23 protein-coding genes are annotated in these 20,066 nt (G+C 58.9%); 3 read left to right on the top strand and 20 right to left on the bottom strand.

Annotated elements, in window-relative coordinates; genetic code table 11:
- Positions 1-48: 48 nt before the first annotated feature.
- Together ACR0J0_RS08055 and ACR0J0_RS08050 are read right to left on the bottom strand one after the other, a co-directional pair.
- A complete protein-coding gene (locus tag ACR0J0_RS08055) occupies positions 49-741 on the bottom strand; it encodes an HAD family hydrolase (RefSeq protein ID WP_480662771.1) in 693 nt (230 codons plus the stop codon).
- A 25-nt stretch (positions 742-766) separates the two neighbouring features.
- A complete protein-coding gene (locus ACR0J0_RS08050) occupies positions 767-1,051 on the bottom strand; it encodes a DUF3572 domain-containing protein (protein WP_480662769.1) in 285 nt (94 codons plus the stop codon).
- A gap of 87 nt (positions 1,052-1,138) precedes the next feature.
- Here ACR0J0_RS08050 and ACR0J0_RS08045 point away from each other — a divergent pair, with 87 nt between their 5' ends.
- Complete coding sequence (locus tag ACR0J0_RS08045; protein WP_480662767.1) at positions 1,139-2,527, top strand: diguanylate cyclase; 1,389 nt, start codon at positions 1,139-1,141, stop codon at positions 2,525-2,527.
- Positions 2,528-2,532: 5 nt separating this feature from the next.
- Here ACR0J0_RS08045 and ACR0J0_RS08040 read toward each other — a convergent pair whose 3' ends face one another.
- From ACR0J0_RS08040 to ACR0J0_RS08025, 4 genes are read right to left on the bottom strand one after another with little or no spacing between them, the layout of a single operon-like run.
- Positions 2,533-3,006, bottom strand: a complete 474-nt coding sequence (locus ACR0J0_RS08040; RefSeq protein ID WP_480662765.1) for a periplasmic heavy metal sensor — start codon at positions 3,004-3,006, stop codon at positions 2,533-2,535.
- Positions 3,003-3,356 (bottom strand): hypothetical protein, encoded by a 354-nt coding sequence (locus tag ACR0J0_RS08035; protein WP_480662763.1) that lies wholly within the window; start codon positions 3,354-3,356, stop codon positions 3,003-3,005. The genes ACR0J0_RS08040 and ACR0J0_RS08035 overlap by 4 nt, the downstream gene beginning before the upstream one ends.
- Entirely contained in the window at positions 3,349-3,963 is a 615-nt protein-coding gene (locus ACR0J0_RS08030) for an RNA polymerase sigma factor (RefSeq protein WP_480662761.1), read from the bottom strand. The genes ACR0J0_RS08035 and ACR0J0_RS08030 overlap by 8 nt, the downstream gene beginning before the upstream one ends.
- A 6-nt stretch (positions 3,964-3,969) precedes the next feature.
- Positions 3,970-4,437: an EF-hand domain-containing protein gene (locus tag ACR0J0_RS08025; protein WP_480662760.1), complete on the bottom strand. Its 468-nt coding sequence runs from the start codon at positions 4,435-4,437 to the stop codon at positions 3,970-3,972.
- A gap of 189 nt (positions 4,438-4,626) precedes the next feature.
- Between ACR0J0_RS08025 and ACR0J0_RS08020 the strand changes: the two genes are divergently transcribed.
- Positions 4,627-5,025, top strand: a complete 399-nt coding sequence (locus tag ACR0J0_RS08020) for a DUF983 domain-containing protein (protein WP_480662759.1) — start codon at positions 4,627-4,629, stop codon at positions 5,023-5,025.
- A 13-nt stretch (positions 5,026-5,038) separates the two neighbouring features.
- On the top strand, positions 5,039-5,740 hold the full coding sequence (locus ACR0J0_RS08015) for an NUDIX hydrolase (protein WP_480662757.1): 702 nt from the start codon (positions 5,039-5,041) through the stop codon (positions 5,738-5,740).
- 23 nt (positions 5,741-5,763) lie between these two features.
- Here ACR0J0_RS08015 and ACR0J0_RS08010 read toward each other — a convergent pair whose 3' ends face one another.
- The 14 genes from ACR0J0_RS08010 to nuoG are packed head-to-tail and all read right to left on the bottom strand — an operon-like array spanning position 5,764 to position 20,066.
- Positions 5,764-7,431 (bottom strand): ribonuclease J, encoded by a 1,668-nt coding sequence (locus ACR0J0_RS08010; protein ID WP_480662756.1) that lies wholly within the window; start codon positions 7,429-7,431, stop codon positions 5,764-5,766.
- A complete protein-coding gene (locus ACR0J0_RS08005; protein WP_480662754.1) occupies positions 7,428-8,207 on the bottom strand; it encodes a type III pantothenate kinase in 780 nt (259 codons plus the stop codon). Before ACR0J0_RS08005 ends, ACR0J0_RS08010 begins: the two co-directional genes overlap by 4 nt.
- Before the next feature lie 11 nt (positions 8,208-8,218).
- The gene (locus tag ACR0J0_RS08000) at positions 8,219-8,968 is read right to left on the bottom strand and encodes a biotin--[acetyl-CoA-carboxylase] ligase (protein WP_480662752.1); all 750 of its coding nucleotides are present in this window, start codon (positions 8,966-8,968) and stop codon (positions 8,219-8,221) included.
- Between the two features lie 54 nt (positions 8,969-9,022).
- Positions 9,023-10,465, bottom strand: a complete 1,443-nt coding sequence (gene nuoN, locus ACR0J0_RS07995) for an NADH-quinone oxidoreductase subunit NuoN (protein ID WP_480662750.1) — start codon at positions 10,463-10,465, stop codon at positions 9,023-9,025.
- 15 nt (positions 10,466-10,480) lie between these two features.
- A complete protein-coding gene (locus ACR0J0_RS07990) occupies positions 10,481-12,025 on the bottom strand; it encodes an NADH-quinone oxidoreductase subunit M (RefSeq protein ID WP_480662748.1) in 1,545 nt (514 codons plus the stop codon).
- Positions 12,025-14,208, bottom strand: coding sequence for an NADH-quinone oxidoreductase subunit L (nuoL, locus tag ACR0J0_RS07985; protein ID WP_480662746.1), 2,184 nt, complete (start codon positions 14,206-14,208; stop codon positions 12,025-12,027). The genes ACR0J0_RS07990 and nuoL overlap by 1 nt, the downstream gene beginning before the upstream one ends.
- A gap of 6 nt (positions 14,209-14,214) precedes the next feature.
- Entirely contained in the window at positions 14,215-14,520 is a 306-nt protein-coding gene (nuoK, locus tag ACR0J0_RS07980; RefSeq protein WP_005984024.1) for an NADH-quinone oxidoreductase subunit NuoK, read from the bottom strand.
- Positions 14,521-14,524: 4 nt separating this feature from the next.
- On the bottom strand, positions 14,525-15,127 hold the full coding sequence (locus ACR0J0_RS07975) for an NADH-quinone oxidoreductase subunit J (RefSeq protein WP_421599410.1): 603 nt from the start codon (positions 15,125-15,127) through the stop codon (positions 14,525-14,527).
- On the bottom strand, positions 15,124-15,534 hold the full coding sequence (locus ACR0J0_RS07970) for a carboxymuconolactone decarboxylase family protein (protein ID WP_239336956.1): 411 nt from the start codon (positions 15,532-15,534) through the stop codon (positions 15,124-15,126). Before ACR0J0_RS07970 ends, ACR0J0_RS07975 begins: the two co-directional genes overlap by 4 nt.
- A complete protein-coding gene (gene nuoI, locus ACR0J0_RS07965; RefSeq protein WP_170395751.1) occupies positions 15,531-16,025 on the bottom strand; it encodes an NADH-quinone oxidoreductase subunit NuoI in 495 nt (164 codons plus the stop codon). The genes ACR0J0_RS07970 and nuoI overlap by 4 nt, the downstream gene beginning before the upstream one ends.
- Entirely contained in the window at positions 16,022-16,795 is a 774-nt protein-coding gene (locus tag ACR0J0_RS07960) for a methyltransferase domain-containing protein (RefSeq protein WP_480662743.1), read from the bottom strand. The genes nuoI and ACR0J0_RS07960 overlap by 4 nt, the downstream gene beginning before the upstream one ends.
- A 4-nt stretch (positions 16,796-16,799) precedes the next feature.
- Complete coding sequence (nuoH, locus tag ACR0J0_RS07955; RefSeq protein ID WP_480662741.1) at positions 16,800-17,837, bottom strand: NADH-quinone oxidoreductase subunit NuoH; 1,038 nt, start codon at positions 17,835-17,837, stop codon at positions 16,800-16,802.
- Positions 17,830-18,048, bottom strand: coding sequence for a hypothetical protein (locus tag ACR0J0_RS07950; RefSeq protein ID WP_480662739.1), 219 nt, complete (start codon positions 18,046-18,048; stop codon positions 17,830-17,832). Before ACR0J0_RS07950 ends, nuoH begins: the two co-directional genes overlap by 8 nt.
- Positions 18,045-20,066, bottom strand: coding sequence for an NADH-quinone oxidoreductase subunit NuoG (nuoG, locus tag ACR0J0_RS07945; protein ID WP_480662737.1), 2,022 nt, complete (start codon positions 20,064-20,066; stop codon positions 18,045-18,047). Before nuoG ends, ACR0J0_RS07950 begins: the two co-directional genes overlap by 4 nt.

Raw genomic sequence — 20,066 nt, 5'->3', positions numbered from 1 at the left:
ACTCTGTCGGTTTTATGTCCCGGACCGTCGAAATCGGTCCGAAGCAGATCAATTTGCCGCCAACCAATCGGGAATGTGACCAATATCCGGCAACACCACATCCGCCATCGGCGCCAGAACCTCGGCCGGAGCCAACCCTGTCAGAACGCCAATTGTGGTCATCCCGGCGGCGCGCCCGGCTTGCAGATCATGAAGGCTGTCCCCCACCATGGCCACGCGCGACGGATCGACGCCGACATGAGCGGCAAAGGCGATCAACTGACCGGGACCGGGCTTGAACCCATGACCGCTGTCGTAACCGGCGACGAATTCAAAGTGATCGCGAATGCCCACAGACGCCAGGTGCTGCAACGCGGGCACCTCTCCGTCATTCGTCGCCACACCCAGCTTGAGACCGGCTTGCCTGAGGCCCTCCAAAAAAGGAATCAACGGGACGGCCGGTGCCTGGGGGGCCGTCGCTGATTCCGTGTTCAGCACGTCAATCAGCTCATCACGCGGCGTGTCTGCGAAGTATGGAGCAAGCGCCTCGGCGATCTCTTCCACGGTCCCAGCGATGACAATGCTGTCTTCGGAATATTCCGCAGTGACCGGATCGAACCCGATGGCCCGACCCAGTTCCGCTGCACGCTCGGGATCACCGCCTGACAGTCTTTCCATCAAACTGCGACCGAAGCCGCCCCATGTGTTCGCAAAATCAAACAGAGTTCCGTCCTTGTCGAACAAGATCGCGTCGATGGGCATTGCATGCTCCTGTCAGAAGTTTGGATCAGGTCCAGTGAACGTCGCTACCACCGGACAATACCGTCCGCGCTTGACCCGGCAGGTCGTAGGGCACGGAGTTGACGTCACAAAAGGCGATCACCCACGAATCGTCAAGCATCAAGAATTCAAGGACGGAACTCAGGAACTCAGTCTCCGCAGCCCTTTCCCGCAGGTCGTCGGTTGATGCACCCGTCGACCCAAGAAAAACGGGCAACAGTTCATCGTTCCCGACCAGCCACCCAAGGACATTCAGGGCCAGCGTTTCGGCAGATTGGGCGGTGATCGGCATAAAGAGGCCTCGGACGTGTGCTTGGAAAGGGTTTGTTAACCAGACTCATAAACACTTTGGCAACGCATGCAATCAACGGTGACTGATATGTCCGTGCAGGGAACCATCCTTGTCCTCGACGGGACTTCGACCAATCGCATAATGCTGAAGGTTCAGCTTACTGCGGCCTGGTATCACGTCGTTCAGGCGGAAAAGCTGCACGGTCTGGCCGGGCTGCTGCGGCGCACGCGCCCCGATCTGGTTCTGGTTGCGCAGACGTTGCCAGACGGCACAGCCGCTGACGTCAAAAAGTTGCTGATGGCAGATCCGGACCTGGCGGACGTACCGGTCGTCGCAATCGCACCGCAAAATGACAAGGCGGCCAGGTTGAAGGCGCTCGCCGATGGTTTGGATGATGTTCTGGCACATCCGTTTAAGGACACGTTGTTGTTGGCGCGGGTGCGCAGCCTGCTGCGATCTCGCGCTGAAACACAGGACCTGAAGCTCGGCAACGGATCACACCCGATAGGTTTCGCCGAGCCAGCCACAGCCCTGATTGCGGCACCAAAATCAGCCCGGGTGGCCATTCTGGCGCACACCTGCCGAACCGGAGCTTTGTGGAAAAAGGCATTGTCGGGTCGGTTGCGCCACAGCCTTTCGACACATGTGTCTTCGAACATGCACGCACTTTTGTCTGGCCTGATTCCGGACGCGGTCGTAGTCGAAATCGGCAGAACCACCCCCGGTCTAAGCACGTTGGCCGATCTGAAATCACGCGGAACCACCCGGCACACAGTGTTGATCGCCGTTCTGGCGGAGGACGACGCCTCTTTGGCAACCGAAGCGCTGGATCGTGGAGCTGATGCCGTTTGCATGGGCGGGTTTTGTGCCGACGAGGTTCTGCTGCGATTGGAGAACCAAATCGCCCGAAAAGCCCGCACGGATCAGATGCGCGCCTCGCTGCGCCGCGGGATAGCAGAAAGTTGGGTCGACCCTTTGACCGGACTGCACAACCGCCGTTACGCAATGCGGGCAATAGATCAGATGGCCCGCCAGCCATCACAGCTTGGGCACGGTTTCGTCGTCATGCTGGCTGATCTGGACCACTTCAAAACCATCAACGACCGCTTTGGACATATTGGCGGTGACTTTGTACTGACCGAAGCTGCAAAACGCATGAAGCGCGCCCTTGGATCGGCAGGGTTTGTTGCACGGATTGGGGGCGAAGAGTTCATGATCGGCTTGCCCGACAGCTCTCCGGAAAAAGCAATTGAGCTGGCCAAGACACTGCGCGACTGCATCAGCGAGACGCCATTCACGCTGCCGGATGCGTCTGCCCCGGTCCCCGTCACCATCAGTATTGGGTTGACGGCGCCCAACCCACCTTTGCCCAGCAGTGAACCTTTAGAACGGGTTATCAAATCTGCCGATATAGCGCTTTATGCGGCAAAGAAGGCCGGGCGCAACCAAGTCAGAATCAGGCAGAACGCGGCCTGAGTCACTCAGTCCTTTTTCTTGTGCCCATGCGGGCCGCGTTTGACGACTTCTTCCAGTCGCTCCGCATAAATCAGGCGCTCTTCATCGCTCATGGCCACGACGCGCGATAACCATTCCGCTTGCAGGGCATCCTGAAGATCAGCCATGAATTGCGCTTGTTGATCCAACAATGCCTGAACCGCCGCCGGATCAAACGGGTCTGACCGCAAAGCCGAACTGAGCGCTGCAAAATCCTGAGACCGGGTTTTTGCACCCTTTTTATGGCGATCAAATAGCTCGCCCCGCATGGCTTTACGCTCGTCCTTCGGCAATGCACGATAGAGCGCTGACCCGAAGCCCGGCGGTGCCTTCGCGTGATCGCCCCCTTTGACCCGTAGCACAGTCCCCAGCGCAACACCGACGACCAGCAGGTTCAAAGCCAGCGAGATGACCAGCAGAACAGACATCCAGCGACTCTTGGGTTTGGGATTATCGCTCATTCCGCGTCCTCCAGAAAACTCGTATCCAGGCTCAGATCTGCGACCACAAAGCTGACATCCTGTGCGTAAATGTAATTGGCCGGGTCAGGAAGAAACCCCGGTGCGGAAAATCCGATCCAGACGCCGGCCATACTGGCGGCAACCAGACCGCCCATTCCCTGCCAGCCGCCGAGCCCGGCGAGCACACGTGTCCACAGCGGCTTCGCCTTCGGTTGATCAGGCTTCATGCGGTCCAGCCGAACGGCTTCCGCATCCGTCAGAATGCGCACGGTTAGGTCATCCGGCAGTTCCGGGCGGTTCTCCCGGGCTTGGGCGAACAACAGATCCAGATTGTCTTTGTCTTCAGTCATCGTCGTACCCCAGTTCATCGCGCCGTCCGTCCAAAATCGCGGTCAGAGACCTTTTTCCACGCGCAGTCAGACTTTCCACCGCTTCCACGGAAATGCCCATGATTCCCGCGATTTCCGGGTTAGGCAATTCTTCTATATGCCGCAAAACAACGGCTTGTCTCTGACGCTCGGGCAGTTGCGACAGCGCTGTTTGCAGCGCGTCCTTGCGGGCGGCGTCCTGCAATCGCTCAGCCGCGCTCGCCTCTTCATCTTCGGGCTCGGGCACGTCAGCCAACCTGTCCGGTGTCTTTTTTCGGCGCAGATCAACACACAGATTCAATGTCACGCGGTAGAGCCATGTCGACACTTTCGCCTGGCCCGGCTCCCACTTGGGTGCCATCTGCCACAGGCGCATCATCGCCTCTTGCGTGACGTCTTCCGCCTCGGCCCGATTGCCCAGAAACCGCAGCGCCACTGATAAACTGCGTGGCGCAAGGCGATCCGTGAGCACCCGCGCTGCAGCGGCGTCCCCATCGGCAAACCGCTTCAGCAGCGCATCGTCGCCGGACTCGTCCGCGGCGCATGGCGCGCCGCGAACGTCCTGTGGTATAGAGGTCAGATCCTCCATCCCGCATCAGCTGTCGTCAGAGTTCGCCTTGCCACCTTTCCTGTGGCGCTTGCCCATTTTTTCTTTTGCATCGGCAAATTCCTGTTCCGAGATCGCGCCGTCGTTGTTCGCGTCCATTCGGTCAAACATCTTGCCAGCACGGCGTGGTTTGGGCAACTCGTCCTCGCTCAGAGATCCGTCCTTGTTGGCGTCATGGCGTTCAAACATCTTCGCGACACGGTCATTGACCTTTTTCTGGCCTGCGGCCTGCATCTCTTCGAGGCTCAACTGACCATCGCCATCGGCGTCGGCATCGGTGAAACGCTGATTCCGGTGAAGCTGCATTTCTTCCTGTGTCACCTGACCGTCGCCGTTGGCGTCCAACTCCTGAAAGGTCACAGGTTCGCGGTCTTTCGGGCCAGCGGCCAAAACGGATGTGCCGGTAATTGCCATCGCTGAGACAACAATTGCCGGAATGAACTTGACGCTTTTCATAACGTTTTTCCCTTGTTTTCGCGGCGTCATTGCCGCTGCTTACATAGGTTCAAACGGAACAGGCCACACATTCCGTCGCGGGAAAGGAAACTTTTTTGAAACCCCCACGGCGATGCAAAGCGACGCACCCCCTTTCCCGGTTGATCAAACAAGCGTTATACACTCATCATTGGAAGGCACGAGATCACAATGACAGACCAGACGATCGATACCACAAACGTGGATGAGCGCCCGACATGGCCTGCGTTGGCCAAAGGGTTCCGCTGCCGTTGCCCGAAATGCGGCGAGGGCAAGCTGCTGCACAACTATCTCAAGGTTAATGACGAATGCTCCAACTGCGGACAGGAACTGTTCCACCATCGCGCCGATGACGGACCAGCCTACCTGACCATTCTGCTGGTGGGTCACCTGCTGGCACCGGCGCTGCATGTATCCTATGTGCATTGGCGGCCCGAGCCACTGACGATGTTCCTGATCTTCGCCTTTGGCTGCACGGCCTTATCGCTGTTCCTGCTGCCGCGTTTGAAGGGCGTTGTTGTCGCCTATCAATGGGCGCGCCGCATGCACGGCTTTGACGATTCTAAGTGATCCGGGCCTGCGAATGACAGTCGACAAAACGGCAATACGACACGCGGCGACCGTTATCGTTCTGCGCGACCGCCAAACCAAGCCAACCATTTTGATGGGGCAGCGCGGTGCAAAGGCTGCCTTCATGCCCAACAAATTTGTCTTTCCCGGTGGCGCTGTCGACGCTGCCGATGGAGACGTACGGCTTGCCACCGACCTCACGCCCTTGTGCCATGAGCGTCTTGCCGAACGTTCCGAGACAGGGTTGCAGAATGCGCTTGCTGCTGCTGCAATCAGGGAGCTTTGGGAAGAAACCGGGCTGATCCTGGGCCAACCTGAAAACTGGGTGGGGCCACTTGCTCATGATTGGGCCGCCTTCGCGAAAATGGGATATCGCCCGTCCGCGCAAGCGCTTCAGTTCGTGTTTCGTGCGGTCACTCCACCGGGCCGGCCACGCCGTTTCGACGCGCGCTTTTTTTTGGTCGACGCTGGAGCGATCCAAGGCGATCTAGACGATTTCAGCCACGCTTCGGACGAGTTGTCCCACCTGCAATGGGTCCCGCTGGATCGGGCGCGTGAATTCGACCTGCCCTTTATTACCGAGGTTGTCCTGGCCGAGATCGCAGCGCGGGTCACCGACCCGACACCACCGGATTCCGTGCCGTTCTTTCTGAATAACGAAGAAGAAAGCCTGTTCCTCAAACTTCGCGGTTATCCCATGCCCGAAGCGGACTGAGGGCCTAAGGCCCTCAGATACATCTATTTCATTCGACTGATAACAGTTGTCACTTCTGGCTTCTTGCCAATCTCGGCTTTCGCCGTCTGGCGAACGATCCGGCGCATAGCCTCTTCTAGCTTGTCATCATCGCGCAACGTATTGGCGTCGGCCCGCATGAGGAACTGGTTCAAGTCCTCTTCCAGAACTTCAATCAACGCGGCACGGGACGATCCCAATTCGGGCAGCCCCATCGTATCGCACCACGGCTCGCCCAGTGGTTCGTCCTCTTCGTCCAAAATGACCGTAACTGTCACGTGCCCGTTCAGCGCCATGCGAATCCGGTCGCGCACAACGCCGTCCAAAGCACCGATCTTGACGGTCCCGTCCAGATAGGTCCGCCCGGTCTCGATATAATCGACAACTTGCGGCGCGTTGCCGGACAGGTCGACCATCGTGCCGTTCACCGCCAAAATGCCCGTGCGGTCGCCGGCTTCGGCCAGTTTGGCATGTTCACGCAGATGACGGTGTTCTCCGTGCATCGGGATAACCATCTGCGGGTCGATCAGCGCATGCACTTTCTCAAGATCGGGACGGTTGGCGTGGCCGGATACGTGATACAGCCCTGAGCTGTCATCCACCACATCGACGCCCTTTTCGCTGAGCTGGTTCATGATGAAAATCACGCCCCGCTCATTGCCGGGGATGGTCTTGGATGAGAAGAGGAACAGGTCGCCCTCTTTCAATTCCAGTCCGCGATACTTGCCCCTTGCAAGTTGCGCGCTGGCGGCGCGTCGTTCACCCTGACTACCGGTCACGATCAGCATCAGGTTCTGGCGCGGCAGATCGACGGCCTCTTCGGCGCTGACGACACGAGGAAAGCCGGTCAGAATACCTGTTTCCGTTGCGGCCTCGATCATCCGGCGCATCGCTCGGCCCAGCAAAACGACCGAGCGCCCCGCCCTTTCGCCGGCTTCCGCCAGCGTTTTCACCCGCGCAACATTGGACGCAAATGTGGTCGCCACGACCATGCCGCTGGCCTCTTGGACCAATTTTGTGATCTCGGGGCCTACTTCTGATTCCGAACGGCCAGCATGAGGCGAGAACACGTTGGTGCTGTCGCACACCAGCGCCTTGACACCGGGCTTGGCGACCTCGGCCCAGAGATCCGGATCAAACGGTTCGCCCACAACAGGGTTTTCGTCCAGCTTGAAGTCGCCGGAATGCACGATCCGCCCCTCAGGGGTGTCGATCACCAGTGCTGCGCTTTCCGGGATCGAGTGAGAGACGGGCAAAAAACCAACCTTAAACGGGCCTACGTCAATCTGTTCCGGCCACGCGGATACGGTCCGCACAGCGTCCTCAGGGTGGCCATATTCTTCCATCTTGCGACGGGCGATGTTCGCTGTGAAGGCACGTGCGTAAACCGGTGCCCCCAAAGCGTCATAACAATGGGCCACGGCACCCACATGGTCCTCATGCGCGTGTGTCACGAACACAGCATCCAAGCGGTCCGCACGTTCCTGCAACCAAGAAATGTCAGCGTAGATCAGGTCAACGCCCGGCGTCGTATCCATATCGGGGAACGTGACGCCCAGATCGACAAGGATCAGCCTCTCCTGCCCCGGCTTACCATAGCCATAGACGTAGGCGTTCATGCCAATTTCGCCGGCACCGCCCAGCGGCAGGTAGATCAGTCTTTCACTGCTCATATCGAGCCATTGTCCTTGTTATAGCGATGAATCACGGTCAGCCCGTGCATCGTCAGATCATCTTCGATTGCGTCGAACCCCACGTCGGCCTGATCGAACAGAGGCGCGAGCCCACCGGTTCCAACGACTTTCATCGGCATTCCGTACTCCGCCTTGATCCGGGAAATCAGTCCCTCGATCAATCCGGAATAGCCCCAATACACGCCGGACTGGATGCAGCCAACCGTATTCGTGCCAATCACTTTTTCGGGACGAGTGATATCGATATGCGGCAGAGCTGCGGCCCCCTGGTGCAGCGCCTCGAGGCTGAGGTTCACACCGGGGGCAATAATCCCGCCAACATAGGCCCCGTCTGCCGCGACCACGTCAAAGTTTGTTGCCGTTCCGAAATCGACCACGACAACATTGCCGCCGTGGCGATCAAACGCGGCTGCCGCGTTGGCAAGGCGATCCGGCCCGGGCACAGTTCCTTCGTCAACGCGCGGGTTCATCGGCAACAAGCACTCTGGCTTGCCAACGACCAGCGGGCGGCACCCAAAGAACCGGTCCGCAAAGACCCGCAGGTTGAAAACAACACGCGGGACGGTCGAGGCAATGATCACATCAGTGATTTCCGCTTCGATCCCGTAGTGTTTCACCAGCGTCGAGTACCACGTGAAATAGGCATCCGCCGTGCGCGCATGGTGGGTCGAGGTGCGCAGGGTGCACAGGAACCTCTCGCCATCCCAGATCGAGAAAACGGTGTTTGTGTTACCGCAGTCGATAGCCAGAAGCATCTGAGCCTCCTTTAGAAAAACACATCCGCCGCAGGAATGCTGACGCGGCCTTTGGCGGTGTTTAGGACAAGGTTGCCCCCTGCGTCCACCGTTTCAAAGGTCCCAACCGTTTCCGACGCTGCGGTACGGGCGGTAATCACCTCTCCCAGCTTAGCGGCGCGGGCCAACCACGCCGTACGGATCGGTTCAAATCCGTAGGTCGTGAACTGGATCTCGTATCCGGCGTAGGCGGCGGCAAGTTCGGTCAGGAAATCCTCGGGCGTCACATTGGCACCGGTCTCGGACAGCAGCGACACCGGGCGAACTGCGCCGGGTTCCACCACATCCGCTCCGGGCGCTTCGGAAAGGTTCACACCGATACCGATGGACAGATGCGAAACGCCGCGCCCCTGCCCGGTGCTTTCCAACAAGATTCCGGCCAGTTTGCCACCGTTCAGCAAAACGTCATTGGGCCATTTGAGCGACAGCCCAGCCGCCCGCCCCGTGACTGCCACGCAGGCGTCAAACAAAGCCAGAGCCGCCACGAAGCTGCGTAGCGCGGCTTGTTCCGGGTTACCCTGCGGACGCATCAACAAAGTCGCGGCCAGATTGCCCTTCGGGTTTGCCCAGGCGCGACCACGCCGACCGCGCGCAGCGGTCTGGTGATGCGCCATGATCCACACCGAGCCTGCCGTGGTTGGCGCGATGCGTGCCGCTTCGTTTAAAGTGCTGTCTACTTCCTGCAGAACGTGCAGGCCGTATCCCTGTGGCCAGTCTGTCATGTCAAAAAGGCTCGGTCCGTGGACCGAGCCCCTCTCGTTGAGAAGTTACGTGTATCAGTTGACAAGTGTCGCCGCCGCAGCTGCCGCCGCGCCTTCGATACCAAACTGATAGAACACACCGACCAGCATCAAGGCGGCCGAGCCCATCAGGGCGACCCACAGAACTGGCGAGGAATGCGTCTCGATCGGATCTTCGTTCTCGGCCCCGAAATACATGTAGAACACGATCCGCAGGTAATAGAATGCACCGATCACCGAGGCGATGGCCGACACAATCACCAACCCGGTCAGCCCGGCATCGACACCGGCCTGCCAGACTCCGAACTTGGCGAAGAACCCCAGCATCGGCGGCACACCCGCAAGGCTGAACATCAGGATCAGTACTGCAAGCGCTTTGCCCGGCTCACGCTTCGAGTACTGGCGCAGAGCATCGATATCTGTCACCGGTTTGCCGTCACGCTCCATCATCAGGATGAACGCGAAAGTACCGATATTCATCGTCACATAGATGGCCAGATACATCAGCATCGCCTTGATGCCCGTCTCGGTGCCTGCCGCCAGACCGATCAGCGCATAGCCCATATGGGCAATCGACGAGAACGCCATCAGTCGCTTGATGTCACGCTGACCAATCGCAGCAACCGCGCCCAGCAGCATCGACAGAACTGACAGCAGCACGATGACCTGCTGCCAATCCTTGATGATACCGCCAAAGGCATCGTGCATCAGGCGCGCAAACAGCGCCATCGCGGCGACTTTCGGCGCGGTGGCGAAGAAAGCGGTGATCGGCGTCGGCGCACCTTCGTAGACATCCGGCGTCCACATGTGGAACGGCACGGCGGATACCTTGAACGCAAGCCCTGAGATCAGGAAGATCAGGCCGAACAACAGGCCAACCGAGACGTCTCCGTGATGGACAGTTTGGATAATACCCGAGAACAGCGTGGTGCCGGTAAAGCCATAGACCAGCGACGCGCCGTACAGCAGAAGCCCCGAGCTGAGCGCGCCCAGCACGAAATACTTCAGGCCAGCCTCGGTCGACTTGGCGCTGTCCCTACGTAGCGCGGCAACGACGTACAGCGACAGGGACTGCAGTTCGAGCCCCATGTAAAGCGACATCAGATCGCCCGCGCTGACCATCATCATCATGCCGACAGCGGCCAATGCGACCAGCAAAGGGAATTCGAACCGCAGCAGGTTGCGACGCGCCATATACTCCTGGCTCATCACCAGAACGGCTGCGGCCGACAGCAGCACCGCCACTTTCGAGAACCTTGCGAACCCGTCGTCCACGAACATGCCGTTGAACGCCACGCGGGTGCCGTCGCTGTTGGTTGCAATCCAGATCGCCAGCAACGCCATCAGGCCCGCTGTTGTCCAGACCAGCAATGGTGCCAGCCCGTCTTTCGTCGTGTAGACAGCCCCGATCAGCGCCGCCATCGCATACACGGCCAGAACGATTTCCGGCAGGATTATTGTCAGATCAGCCTGGATCATGTCTCCAAAGCCCCCTTAATGCGAAGCGGCCGACTGGGTCGCAGCCTCAGCCGCGGCCAGAGCCATGTCATAGTTCGAAATCAGCGCGGCGGTTGAATTGCCGATCACATCGGTCACCAGCGACGGATAGACACCCAGCAGGATGGTCATCACGATGAGCGGTGCAAAGATCAGCCGCTCGCGCGAGCTCATGTCGGTCATCGCCTTGAGGCTTTCCTTGATCAGATCGCCAAACACCACGCGGCGGTACAGCCACAGCGCATAAGCGGCCGAGAAGATCACACCGGTCGCGGCCACAGCCGTCACCCAAGTGTTGACCTGGAAGGTCCCCATCAGCGTCAGGAATTCTCCGATAAAGCCTGAGGTGCCCGGCAGGCCCACATTGGCCATTGTGAACAGCATGAAGACCAGCGCATAGGCGGGCATCCGGATCACCAGTCCGCCATAAGCCTCGATCTCACGAGTGTGCATCCGGTCATAGATAACGCCCACACAGAGGAAGAGCGCGGCCGAGATGAACCCGTGGCTGAGCATCTGGAAGATGGCTCCGTCGATCCCCTGCTGGTTCGCAGCAAAAATGCCCATGGTCACGAACCCCATATGCGCGACCGAGGAGTATGCGATCAGCTTTTTCATATCCTCCTGCACCAGCGCAACAAGCGAGGTGTAGACCACAGCAATTGCCGACATCCACAGCACCAGATCGGTCATCACCGCTGATCCGACCGGGAACATCGGCAAGCTGAAACGAAGAAAACCGTAGCCACCCATTTTCAGAAGGATTGCTGCCAGCACGACCGATCCGGCCGTCGGCGCCTGAACGTGGGCATCCGGCAACCAGGTGTGTACCGGCCACATCGGCATCTTCACCGCGAAGGATGCAAAGAAAGCCAGGAACATCAACGTCTGCAACCCACCGACGACATAGATGCCCAAGACACTGAACCCCTCGGAGGAGAAATGGTGGCTCATCAGCGCTTCGATATCAGTGGTACCTGCATCCGAGTACATTGCCACCATTGCTACCAGCATCAGCACCGAACCGAGGAAGGTGTAAAGGAAGAACTTGAAGCTGGCATAGATGCGATCCTTGCCGCCCCAGATGCCGATGATCAGGAACATCGGGATCAGGCCCGCTTCGAAAAACAGGTAGAACAGCACCAGATCCAGCGCCATGAACACACCTAGCATCAGCGTTTCCAGCAGCAGGAAGGCGATCATGTATTCCTTGACGCGGTCGGTGACCTGCCAGCTGGCCAGAATGGTCAGCGGCATGATGAAGGTGGTCAGCAACACGAACAGAACGCTGATCCCGTCGACACCCATCTTGTATTTCAGGCCCATCAACCACTCACCTTCTTCCACCATCTGGAAGCCGGTATTGGATGGATCAAAGCCCGTATAGATGCCGATCGAAACCAGGAATGTCACCGTGGTAGCCACCAGCGCGACCCATTTTGCGTTTCGCTGCGCGGCCACATCATCGCCATGCAGGAACAGGGCCAGAATGCCTGCTGCCACTGCGGGGATGAAGGTGACGATGGAGAGGATATTATCCATTATTGTGCGCCTCCGCCGATCGACATCCAGGTGACCAGGGCGGCGATGCCCAGAACCATCCAGAAGGCGTAAGTAAAGATGTAGCCCGTCTGCGCCTTGCCTGCGAGGCGGGTGAAGAAGGGTACAACGCCCATGGCGACACCGTTCAGGAAGCCGTCGATAGTGTTGCCATCGCCGCGTTTCCACAGGAATCGGCCAAGCGCCACCGTGGGCTTGACGATGATCGCGTCATAGATCTCGTCAAAGTACCATTTGTTAAGCAGGAACAGGTAAAGGGGACGCTGGTTCTGTGCCAGACGCGCTGGCAGCGTGGTGTTCACAATGTAGAACCAATACGCCACAACAAAGCCCAGCAGCATCGCGACAAACGGAGAAACCTTGACCCACTTCGGAGCAGCATGTGCGTCGTCCAGAATATGGTTGTCCGGCGCAATAAAGATCGCACCCTCACCCGGCTGACCGGCAAAGACATAGTGGTGATCGCCACCTTTCGCGGCCTTATCGCCCTGCGCGCCCTCTTCGGCGTGGCCTGCATCGGCGTGGCTATCGTCCGCATGGCCCTCATCCGTGTGGGCAATGTCCTCACTGTGCGCGTCAGCCGTTCCGTGATCACCGGCTTCGGCGTGTTCTGACGCCTCGGCGACGGGAATGCCATAGAACTTGCCGACCTTGTCCGCATGGCCGAAGAAGTTGCCGTACCAGATCATTCCGGCGAAGACAGCTCCCAAGGACAGCACGCCAAGCGGGACCAGCATGGTCATCGGGCTTTCATGCGCGTGGTCATGGGTGTGCTTGTCACCGCGCGGCTCGCCGTAGAACGTGAGGAAGATCAGGCGCCAGCTGTAGAACGAGGTGAACGCAGCCGCGATCACCAGCATCCAGAAGCCATAGCTGGAACCGCTCGCATAGGCGCTTTCGATGATGGCGTCTTTGGACAGGAACCCGGCAAAACCAATCGTCGTCAGCGGAATGCCCACGCCGGTAATAGCCAGCGTTCCGATCATCATGGCCCAGAAGGTATACGGGATCTTTTTCCGCAACCCGCCGTACTCGGTCATCTCCTGCTCATGGTGCATGGCATGGATCACCGAACCCGCGCCAAGGAACAAAAGCGCCTTGAAGAACGCGTGCGTGAACAGGTGGAACATCGCCGCCGAGTACATGCCGACACCGGCCGCCACAAACATGTAGCCAAGCTGCGAACAGGTCGAATACGCAATGACGCGTTTGATATCAGTTTGCACCAGACCCACGGTCGCGGCAAAGAACGCGGTCGAGGCCCCCAGCACCGTGATGAACCCGGTCGCACCCGGCGCGAACTCCATCAGTGGCGACATGCGGCAGACCAGGAAGACTCCTGCAGTCACCATAGTCGCAGCGTGGATCAGGGCGGACACAGGTGTCGGGCCTTCCATCGCGTCTGGCAACCATGTGTGCAGGATCAACTGCGCCGACTTACCCATCGCGCCAATGAACAGAAGCACACAGATGACTTCGATGGCGTTCCACTCACCCCAAAGGAAATTCAGCTGCGTCTCGGCCAAAGTCGGCGCCGAAGCGAAAACGTCCGAGAAGTTGATGCTGTCGGTCAGGAAGAATAGCGCGAATATTCCCAGCGCAAAACCAAAGTCACCCACGCGGTTTACAACAAACGCTTTGATCGCCGCAGCGTTCGCGGACGGTTTGCGATAGTAGAATCCGATCAGCAGGTAGGATGCGACGCCCACGCCTTCCCAGCCAAAGAACATCTGCACGAGGTTGTCTGCCGTCACCAGCGCCAGCATCGCGAAGGTAAAGAAGGACAGGTAGGCAAAGAACCGTGGCTTATAGCTTTCGCCTTCGCGCCATTGTGGATCGTGGTCCATGTAGCCAAAGGAATAGAGGTGCACGAAGGCCGAAACCGTTGTCACCACAATCAGCATGATCGCGGTCAGCCGGTCCAGTCGGATCGCCCATTCGGTTGACAGCGAGCCGCTTTCGATGAACCGCAGCACGGGCACCGAGTAGGAGCCACCGGGGTAAGCCGACGGGTCAAAGCTGAAAAAGACGATCCAGCTGAGCAGACAGGCCAGAAACAGCAGACCTGTCGCGGTCCACATGGCGGCTTTCTCGCCAATGAACCGCCAGCCGAAACCGCAGATCAGCGCGCCCACCAGCGGGGCAAAGAGGATGGTGGTTTCCATGTTCTCTTACCCCTTCATCATATTGACGTCTTCAACCGCGATGGTGCCGCGGTTGCGGAAGAAGCAGACCAGAATGGCCAGACCAATCGCCGCCTCGGCCGCCGCAACGGTCAGCACGAACAGCGTGAAGACCTGCCCGACCAGATCGCCGAGGAAACTGGAAAACGCCACGAGGTTGATATTCACCGCCAGCAGCATCAGTTCGATGCTCATCAGCAGGATGATGACGTTCTTGCGGTTCAGGAAGAGACCGAAGATGCCGATGACGAACAGTGTCGCCGCGACCGTAAGATAGTGTTCAAGTCCGATCATCGTCTCAAAGTCCCTGCCCCGGTTTCACGTCCTTCAACTCCATCGCCTTGGCCGGGTCGCGCATCATCTGGCCGACGATGTCCTGACGCTTGATGTCCTTGCGGTGGCGCAGAGTCAGAACGATAGCGCCGATCATGGCCACCAGCAGGATCAGTCCCGCCAGTTGGAATAGAAGGAAGTATTGATCATAAAGAATGACGCCGAGCGCCTCGGTGTTGTGGCGGTCCGCTGGAACGGGTTGCGCCAGATTGGCCGCAGCACCCTGCGCGCTGTCCCAAGCCCCGAAGGCCATGACGAACTGCATCAGGATGACCAGACCGATCAGTAGGGCCAGCGGCATATAGCGCGCCATCTCGGCCTTGAGCTCGGCGAAGTCCACATCCAGCATCATCACCACGAAGAGGAACAGAACCGCGACCGCGCCCACATAGACGATGATCAGCAGCATCGCCACGAACTCAGCCCCCAGCAGAACGAACAGCCCCGCTGCGGACAAGAAGGACAGGATCAGCCACAGAACCGAGTGCACCGGCTGACGGCTGATCACCGTGAACAGCCCGCCGGTGATGGCGCTGATGGCAAACAGATAGAAGGCAAAGACGGTCATTGATCCTCATCCTCGTTATCGCCCATGACCTCTTGCGCCAGATCCAGCGCGCGGGTCATAGCCGGGATGCCGGCAAAGACCGACATCTGACCGATCGTTTCCACGATCTCTTGTTTCTTGGCGCCGGCTTCCAGCGCATGACGCACGGTCTGGCGCACCGCTGAGTCCGCCTGCGCGCCCTGACAGGTCAGCCCGGCCAATGTCAGCAACAGCCGGGTCTTGGCGTCTAGCCCGTCCTTGTTGACGGTATTGCCGAACATCATTTCCATGACCTCTTTCGGCATGGTCGGCCACAGCGCCTCGAACCCCTTGGGCGAGAAGTTCTCCATCGCCGGGTTCATCGCCTTGGCCATGTCCTGAGCCTGTTTCATCATCAGCTCGAACGGATTTGTCGGGCTGTCATTCATCGGTACGGCGCGTCCATTTCCAGATTGCGGGCGATCTCGGCTTCCCAGCGTTCGCCGTTGTCGAGCAATTTTTGCTTGTCATAGAACAGCTCTTCGCGGGTCTCGGTGGCGAATTCGAAGTTCGGACCTTCGACGATGGCATCAACCGGGCAGGCTTCCTGACAGAAGCCGCAATAGATGCACTTGGTCATATCGATGTCGTACCGCGTGGTGCGGCGGCTGCCGTCTTCGCGTGGTTCGGCGTCGATGGTGATCGCCTGCGCCGGGCAGACCGCCTCGCACAGTTTGCAGGCGATGCAGCGTTCTTCACCGTTCGGATAGCGGCGCAGTGCGTGTTCACCCCGGAAACGGGGCGAAAGAGGGCCCTTTTCGTGCGGATAGTTCACGGTGGCCTTTGGAGCAAAGAAATACTTCAGGCCCAGCTTCATGCCGACCCAGAAGTCTTGCAGCAGAAAGTACTTGGCCGCGCGGGTGTAGTCGATTTGGGTCATGGAGAAGTAACCTTCTGATCGTATCGGGTTTCTCCGGCATTGGAGTATTCACGCCAGTCCGTTTCATAGTCGCTTTGCAGGATCGTATCCTTGAGAGCGGCGTCTGGTGTGCGTTCGATCTCATAATACAAGTATACTGGCCCATCGGGGATGTGGTCGCCCAATTCCATTCGACGTTCCTCGCTCGCAGGATCTAACAGGTCGATGGCCTGCTGATGCAAATTGCGGCTTTGCCGAATGGCCTGGCATTGGATTACATTGCAGCCGGCGTTGCGGTGCCAGAACGTGTACACCAACTCGGGATTGAACTGATACATTCCATGCCCCGGCCAACCGTTCAGTCCATTCACCGAAACAAACCTTCCGCCCGGCTTGAGCATGTGAAACACATTCTGAAACGCAACCGGTACATTGAAAACATGTTCAAGTGTCCCGCCGTCGAAGATGAAATCAAACTGCCCTTCCAGCTCTTTAGGAATTGGCCGGTTCAAATCATGCAGGATCTGCGCGCCTTCATAGTCGGAAAAGTCCAGGGTTTCGATTTCGCCAAACCCCAAATGGCGAAAAAACGTTTCGCTGAAGCCGTCCGGCTGTTCGAGGTCGTCAAGCTGAAGATGGTCCAGACCCGCTTCGCCCAGCTTTTGAAGGTAGACCCGCGGCGGGCGCGGGCGTCGGAAATCCTGACGCCCCAGCATGAGAGTCCGGGACACAGGCTTAAACTGCGTCGAGAAATCGACGAGTTTGGAGAAGACTGTATAATCGATACCCAACTACTCAGCCCCCTGTACCCCAGCGGGCAAACGCGCCCCAGAACCAGTCGAATTTCGCCGCAAAAGCTACAAACACGACCCAGACCAGCGAGAACGGCAGAAAGACTTTCCAGCCCAGCCGCATCAGCTGGTCATAGCGGTAGCGGGGCGTGATCGCCTTGACCATCGCGAAGAGGAAGAAGAAGAACGCCATCTTGGCGACCATCCACAGCACGCCGTCCGGCAGCCCAGGGATCGGCGACAGCCAGCCACCAAAGAACAGCAGCGAAGTCAGCGCGCACATCAGGAAGATTGCAATGTACTCGCCTGCCATGAACAGCAGGAAGGGCGTGGCCGAGTATTCCACCTGATAACCGGCGACCAGTTCCGATTCCGCCTCGGGCAAGTCGAACGGCGGGCGGTTGGTTTCTGCCAGTGCCGAGATGAAGAACAGGAAGACCATCGGGAAGTGCGGCAGCCAATACCAGCTGAAGAACCCGAAAGTGCCATCTTGTGCGCGGACGATGTCTCCGAAATTCATCGAACCGGTCGAGATGATAATGCCGATGATGATCAGGCCGATGGAGACTTCGTAGGAAATCATCTGCGCGGCAGAGCGCAGCGAGCCCAGGAACGGGTACTTTGAGTTTGACGCCCAACCGCCCATAATCACGCCATAAACCTCCAGCGAGGATACGGCGAAGACATAGAGGATGGCGACGTTGATATCCGACAGGACCCAGCCATCATTGAACGGGATTACCGCCCAGGCGATCATGGCCAGAACGAAGGACGTAAGCGGCGCAAGGATAAAGACGGTGCGATCGGCCCCGGCAGGGATGACCACCTCTTTAACCACATATTTCAGCGCGTCAGCCACCGATTGCAGCAAGCCATAAACGCCCACCACGTTGGGGCCGCGGCGCATCTGAACCGCTGCCCAGATCTTTCGGTCGCCATAAACGAGGAACAACAGCGAGATCATCACAAACGCAACTACAGCGAGCACTTGCGCCAGAATGATGATGGCTATTCCGCCTGGGGTGTTAAAGAAATCAGCCATTGGTCCTCACACCGTGGGTATTCCGTTTACCGCGAGCGAAGCTGAGGCCATGTGCCTGCGCAAACTGCGGCTGGGTCGGCACGCAGGTGTAAACAGCATCTGCCGCCCACACGCCACCCTTTTCATTGAGTCTCATGCGCATTTCCTTGTCACCCGCGCTGCGGATTGCAGCACCGGTTTCAAACAGCGATATGAAACGGGTCTGGTTCATTCGGCCGCGATCTTTCCGTTATTTCGGGCCTGAGCCTGAGCGGAAAGTTCGGCCATCAGTTGCGATGCCCGTGCAATCGGGTTGGTCAGATAGAAATCCTTGATCGCGTTACGGAACGTGGCCGTGCCCAGCGGGGCCGCTTCCAAAGATTGCGCCTCGTTCTCGATCGCTTCGTCGATACGGGCCAGATGTGGCAAGGCTTCGACTAACGCGGTGCGAAGTTGCGCCAGCGAGTCAAAAGGCAACGTGGCGTCCAGTTCGGCGGACAGCGCCCGCAGAATGGCCCAGTTCTCTTTCGCCTCACCCGGAGCGAAACCGGCACGCATGGCCAATTGCGGGCGGCCTTCGGTGTTGACGAACAGGCCGTTTTCCTCGGTGTAGGCAGCGCCCGGCAGGATCACGTCGGCGCGATGCGCGCCCCTGTCACCATGGCTGCCTTGATAGATCACAAGGGCACCGTCGCCGATTTCGACCTCATCCGCACCGAGGTTATAGATCACGTCCGCTGTGCTGACCGCATCCATGCCGCCTTCGTTGGTGGCATCCACATCCATGGCACCCACACGCGACGCCGCGGTGTGCAGGATCAAAAGCCCGCTTTCGGTACTGGTTGCAATGGCTTGCGCGGCGGCCAGAACAGCTGCGCCGTCGGCCTCTTGCAGTGCGCCCTGCCCGACAATAACCAGTGAGGCTTTGCCCTTGATCTCATCATCGCCTCCCATATCGACAACCTTTTGCAAGGCTGCACGATCGTCGCCGACGTGGTGATAGTCATAAGTCAGATCGACAAGAGGGCCGACCAGAGCCACCTCAGCCCCATGCGCCCAAGCCTTGCGGATGCGCGCATTCAGAACCGGTGCCTCATCCCGCGGATTTGTGCCGATCAGCAAAATACGTTCCGCCGTGTCGATATCCTCAATCGCGGCTGTCCCGGCATAGGCCCCACGGTTGCCGGACGGCAACTTCGCCCCGTCGGTTCGGCATTCTACAACACCGCCCTGCCCCTCAATCATCTGTTTCAGCGCGAAAACAGCTTCGACCGGGGCCAAATCACCCACGATTCCGGCAGGTTTCTCAGCCCCTTTCAGAGCTTCCGCCGCCTTCGTCAGCGCCTCTGGCCAGCTCGCGGGGCGCAATTTACCGTTCTCGCGCACATAGGGCTTGTCCAAACGCTGACGACGCAGACCATCCCAAACGAACCGGGTTTTGTCGCTGATCCACTCTTCGTTCACGCCGTCATGGTTGCGCGGCAGGAAGCGCATCACCTCGCGCCCCTTAGTGTCCACACGGATGTTCGAGCCAAGAGCGTCCATGACATCGATGCTCTCAGTCTTGGTCAGCTCCCAAGGCCGCGCGGTAAAGGCGTACGGCTTAGAGGTCAGTGCCCCAACCGGGCACAGGTCAATGATGTTGCCTTGCAGGTTCGAATCCAGCGTCTGGTTCAGATACGACGTGATCTCGGCATCCTCGCCACGCCCCGTCTGGCCCATCTGGGTGATCCCGGCCACCTCGGTGGTGAACCGTACACACCGGGTGCAACTGATGCAGCGCGTCATCGCAGTGCCAACCAGCGGGCCCAGATCCAGATCATCCACCGCACGCTTTGCTTCCTTGAAGCGCGAGCCCGACAGCCCATAGGCCATCGCCTGATCCTGCAGGTCGCACTCGCCACCCTGATCGCAGATCGGGCAGTCCAGCGGGTGGTTGATGAGCAGAAACTCCATCACGCCTTCACGCGCCTTTTTGACCATGGGCGAGTTTGTCTTGACCTCGGGTGCCTGACCTTCCGGCCCCGGACGCAAGTCGCGCACCTGCATCGCGCAGGAGGCCGCCGGTTTCGGCGGGCCGCCCACAACCTCGACCAGACACATCCGGCAGTTCCCGGCAATCGACAGACGTTCGTGATAGCAGAAGCGCGGCACCTCGACCCCGGCCTCCTCACAAGCCTGGATCAGCGTCATCGCACCATCGACTTCGATTTCCTGCCCGTCGATATTCACTTTGCGGAGGTCAGACAT

This window comes from Ruegeria sp. BF12 (assembly GCF_056538705.1).
This window is presented reverse-complemented; position numbering and strand designations above follow the sequence as displayed.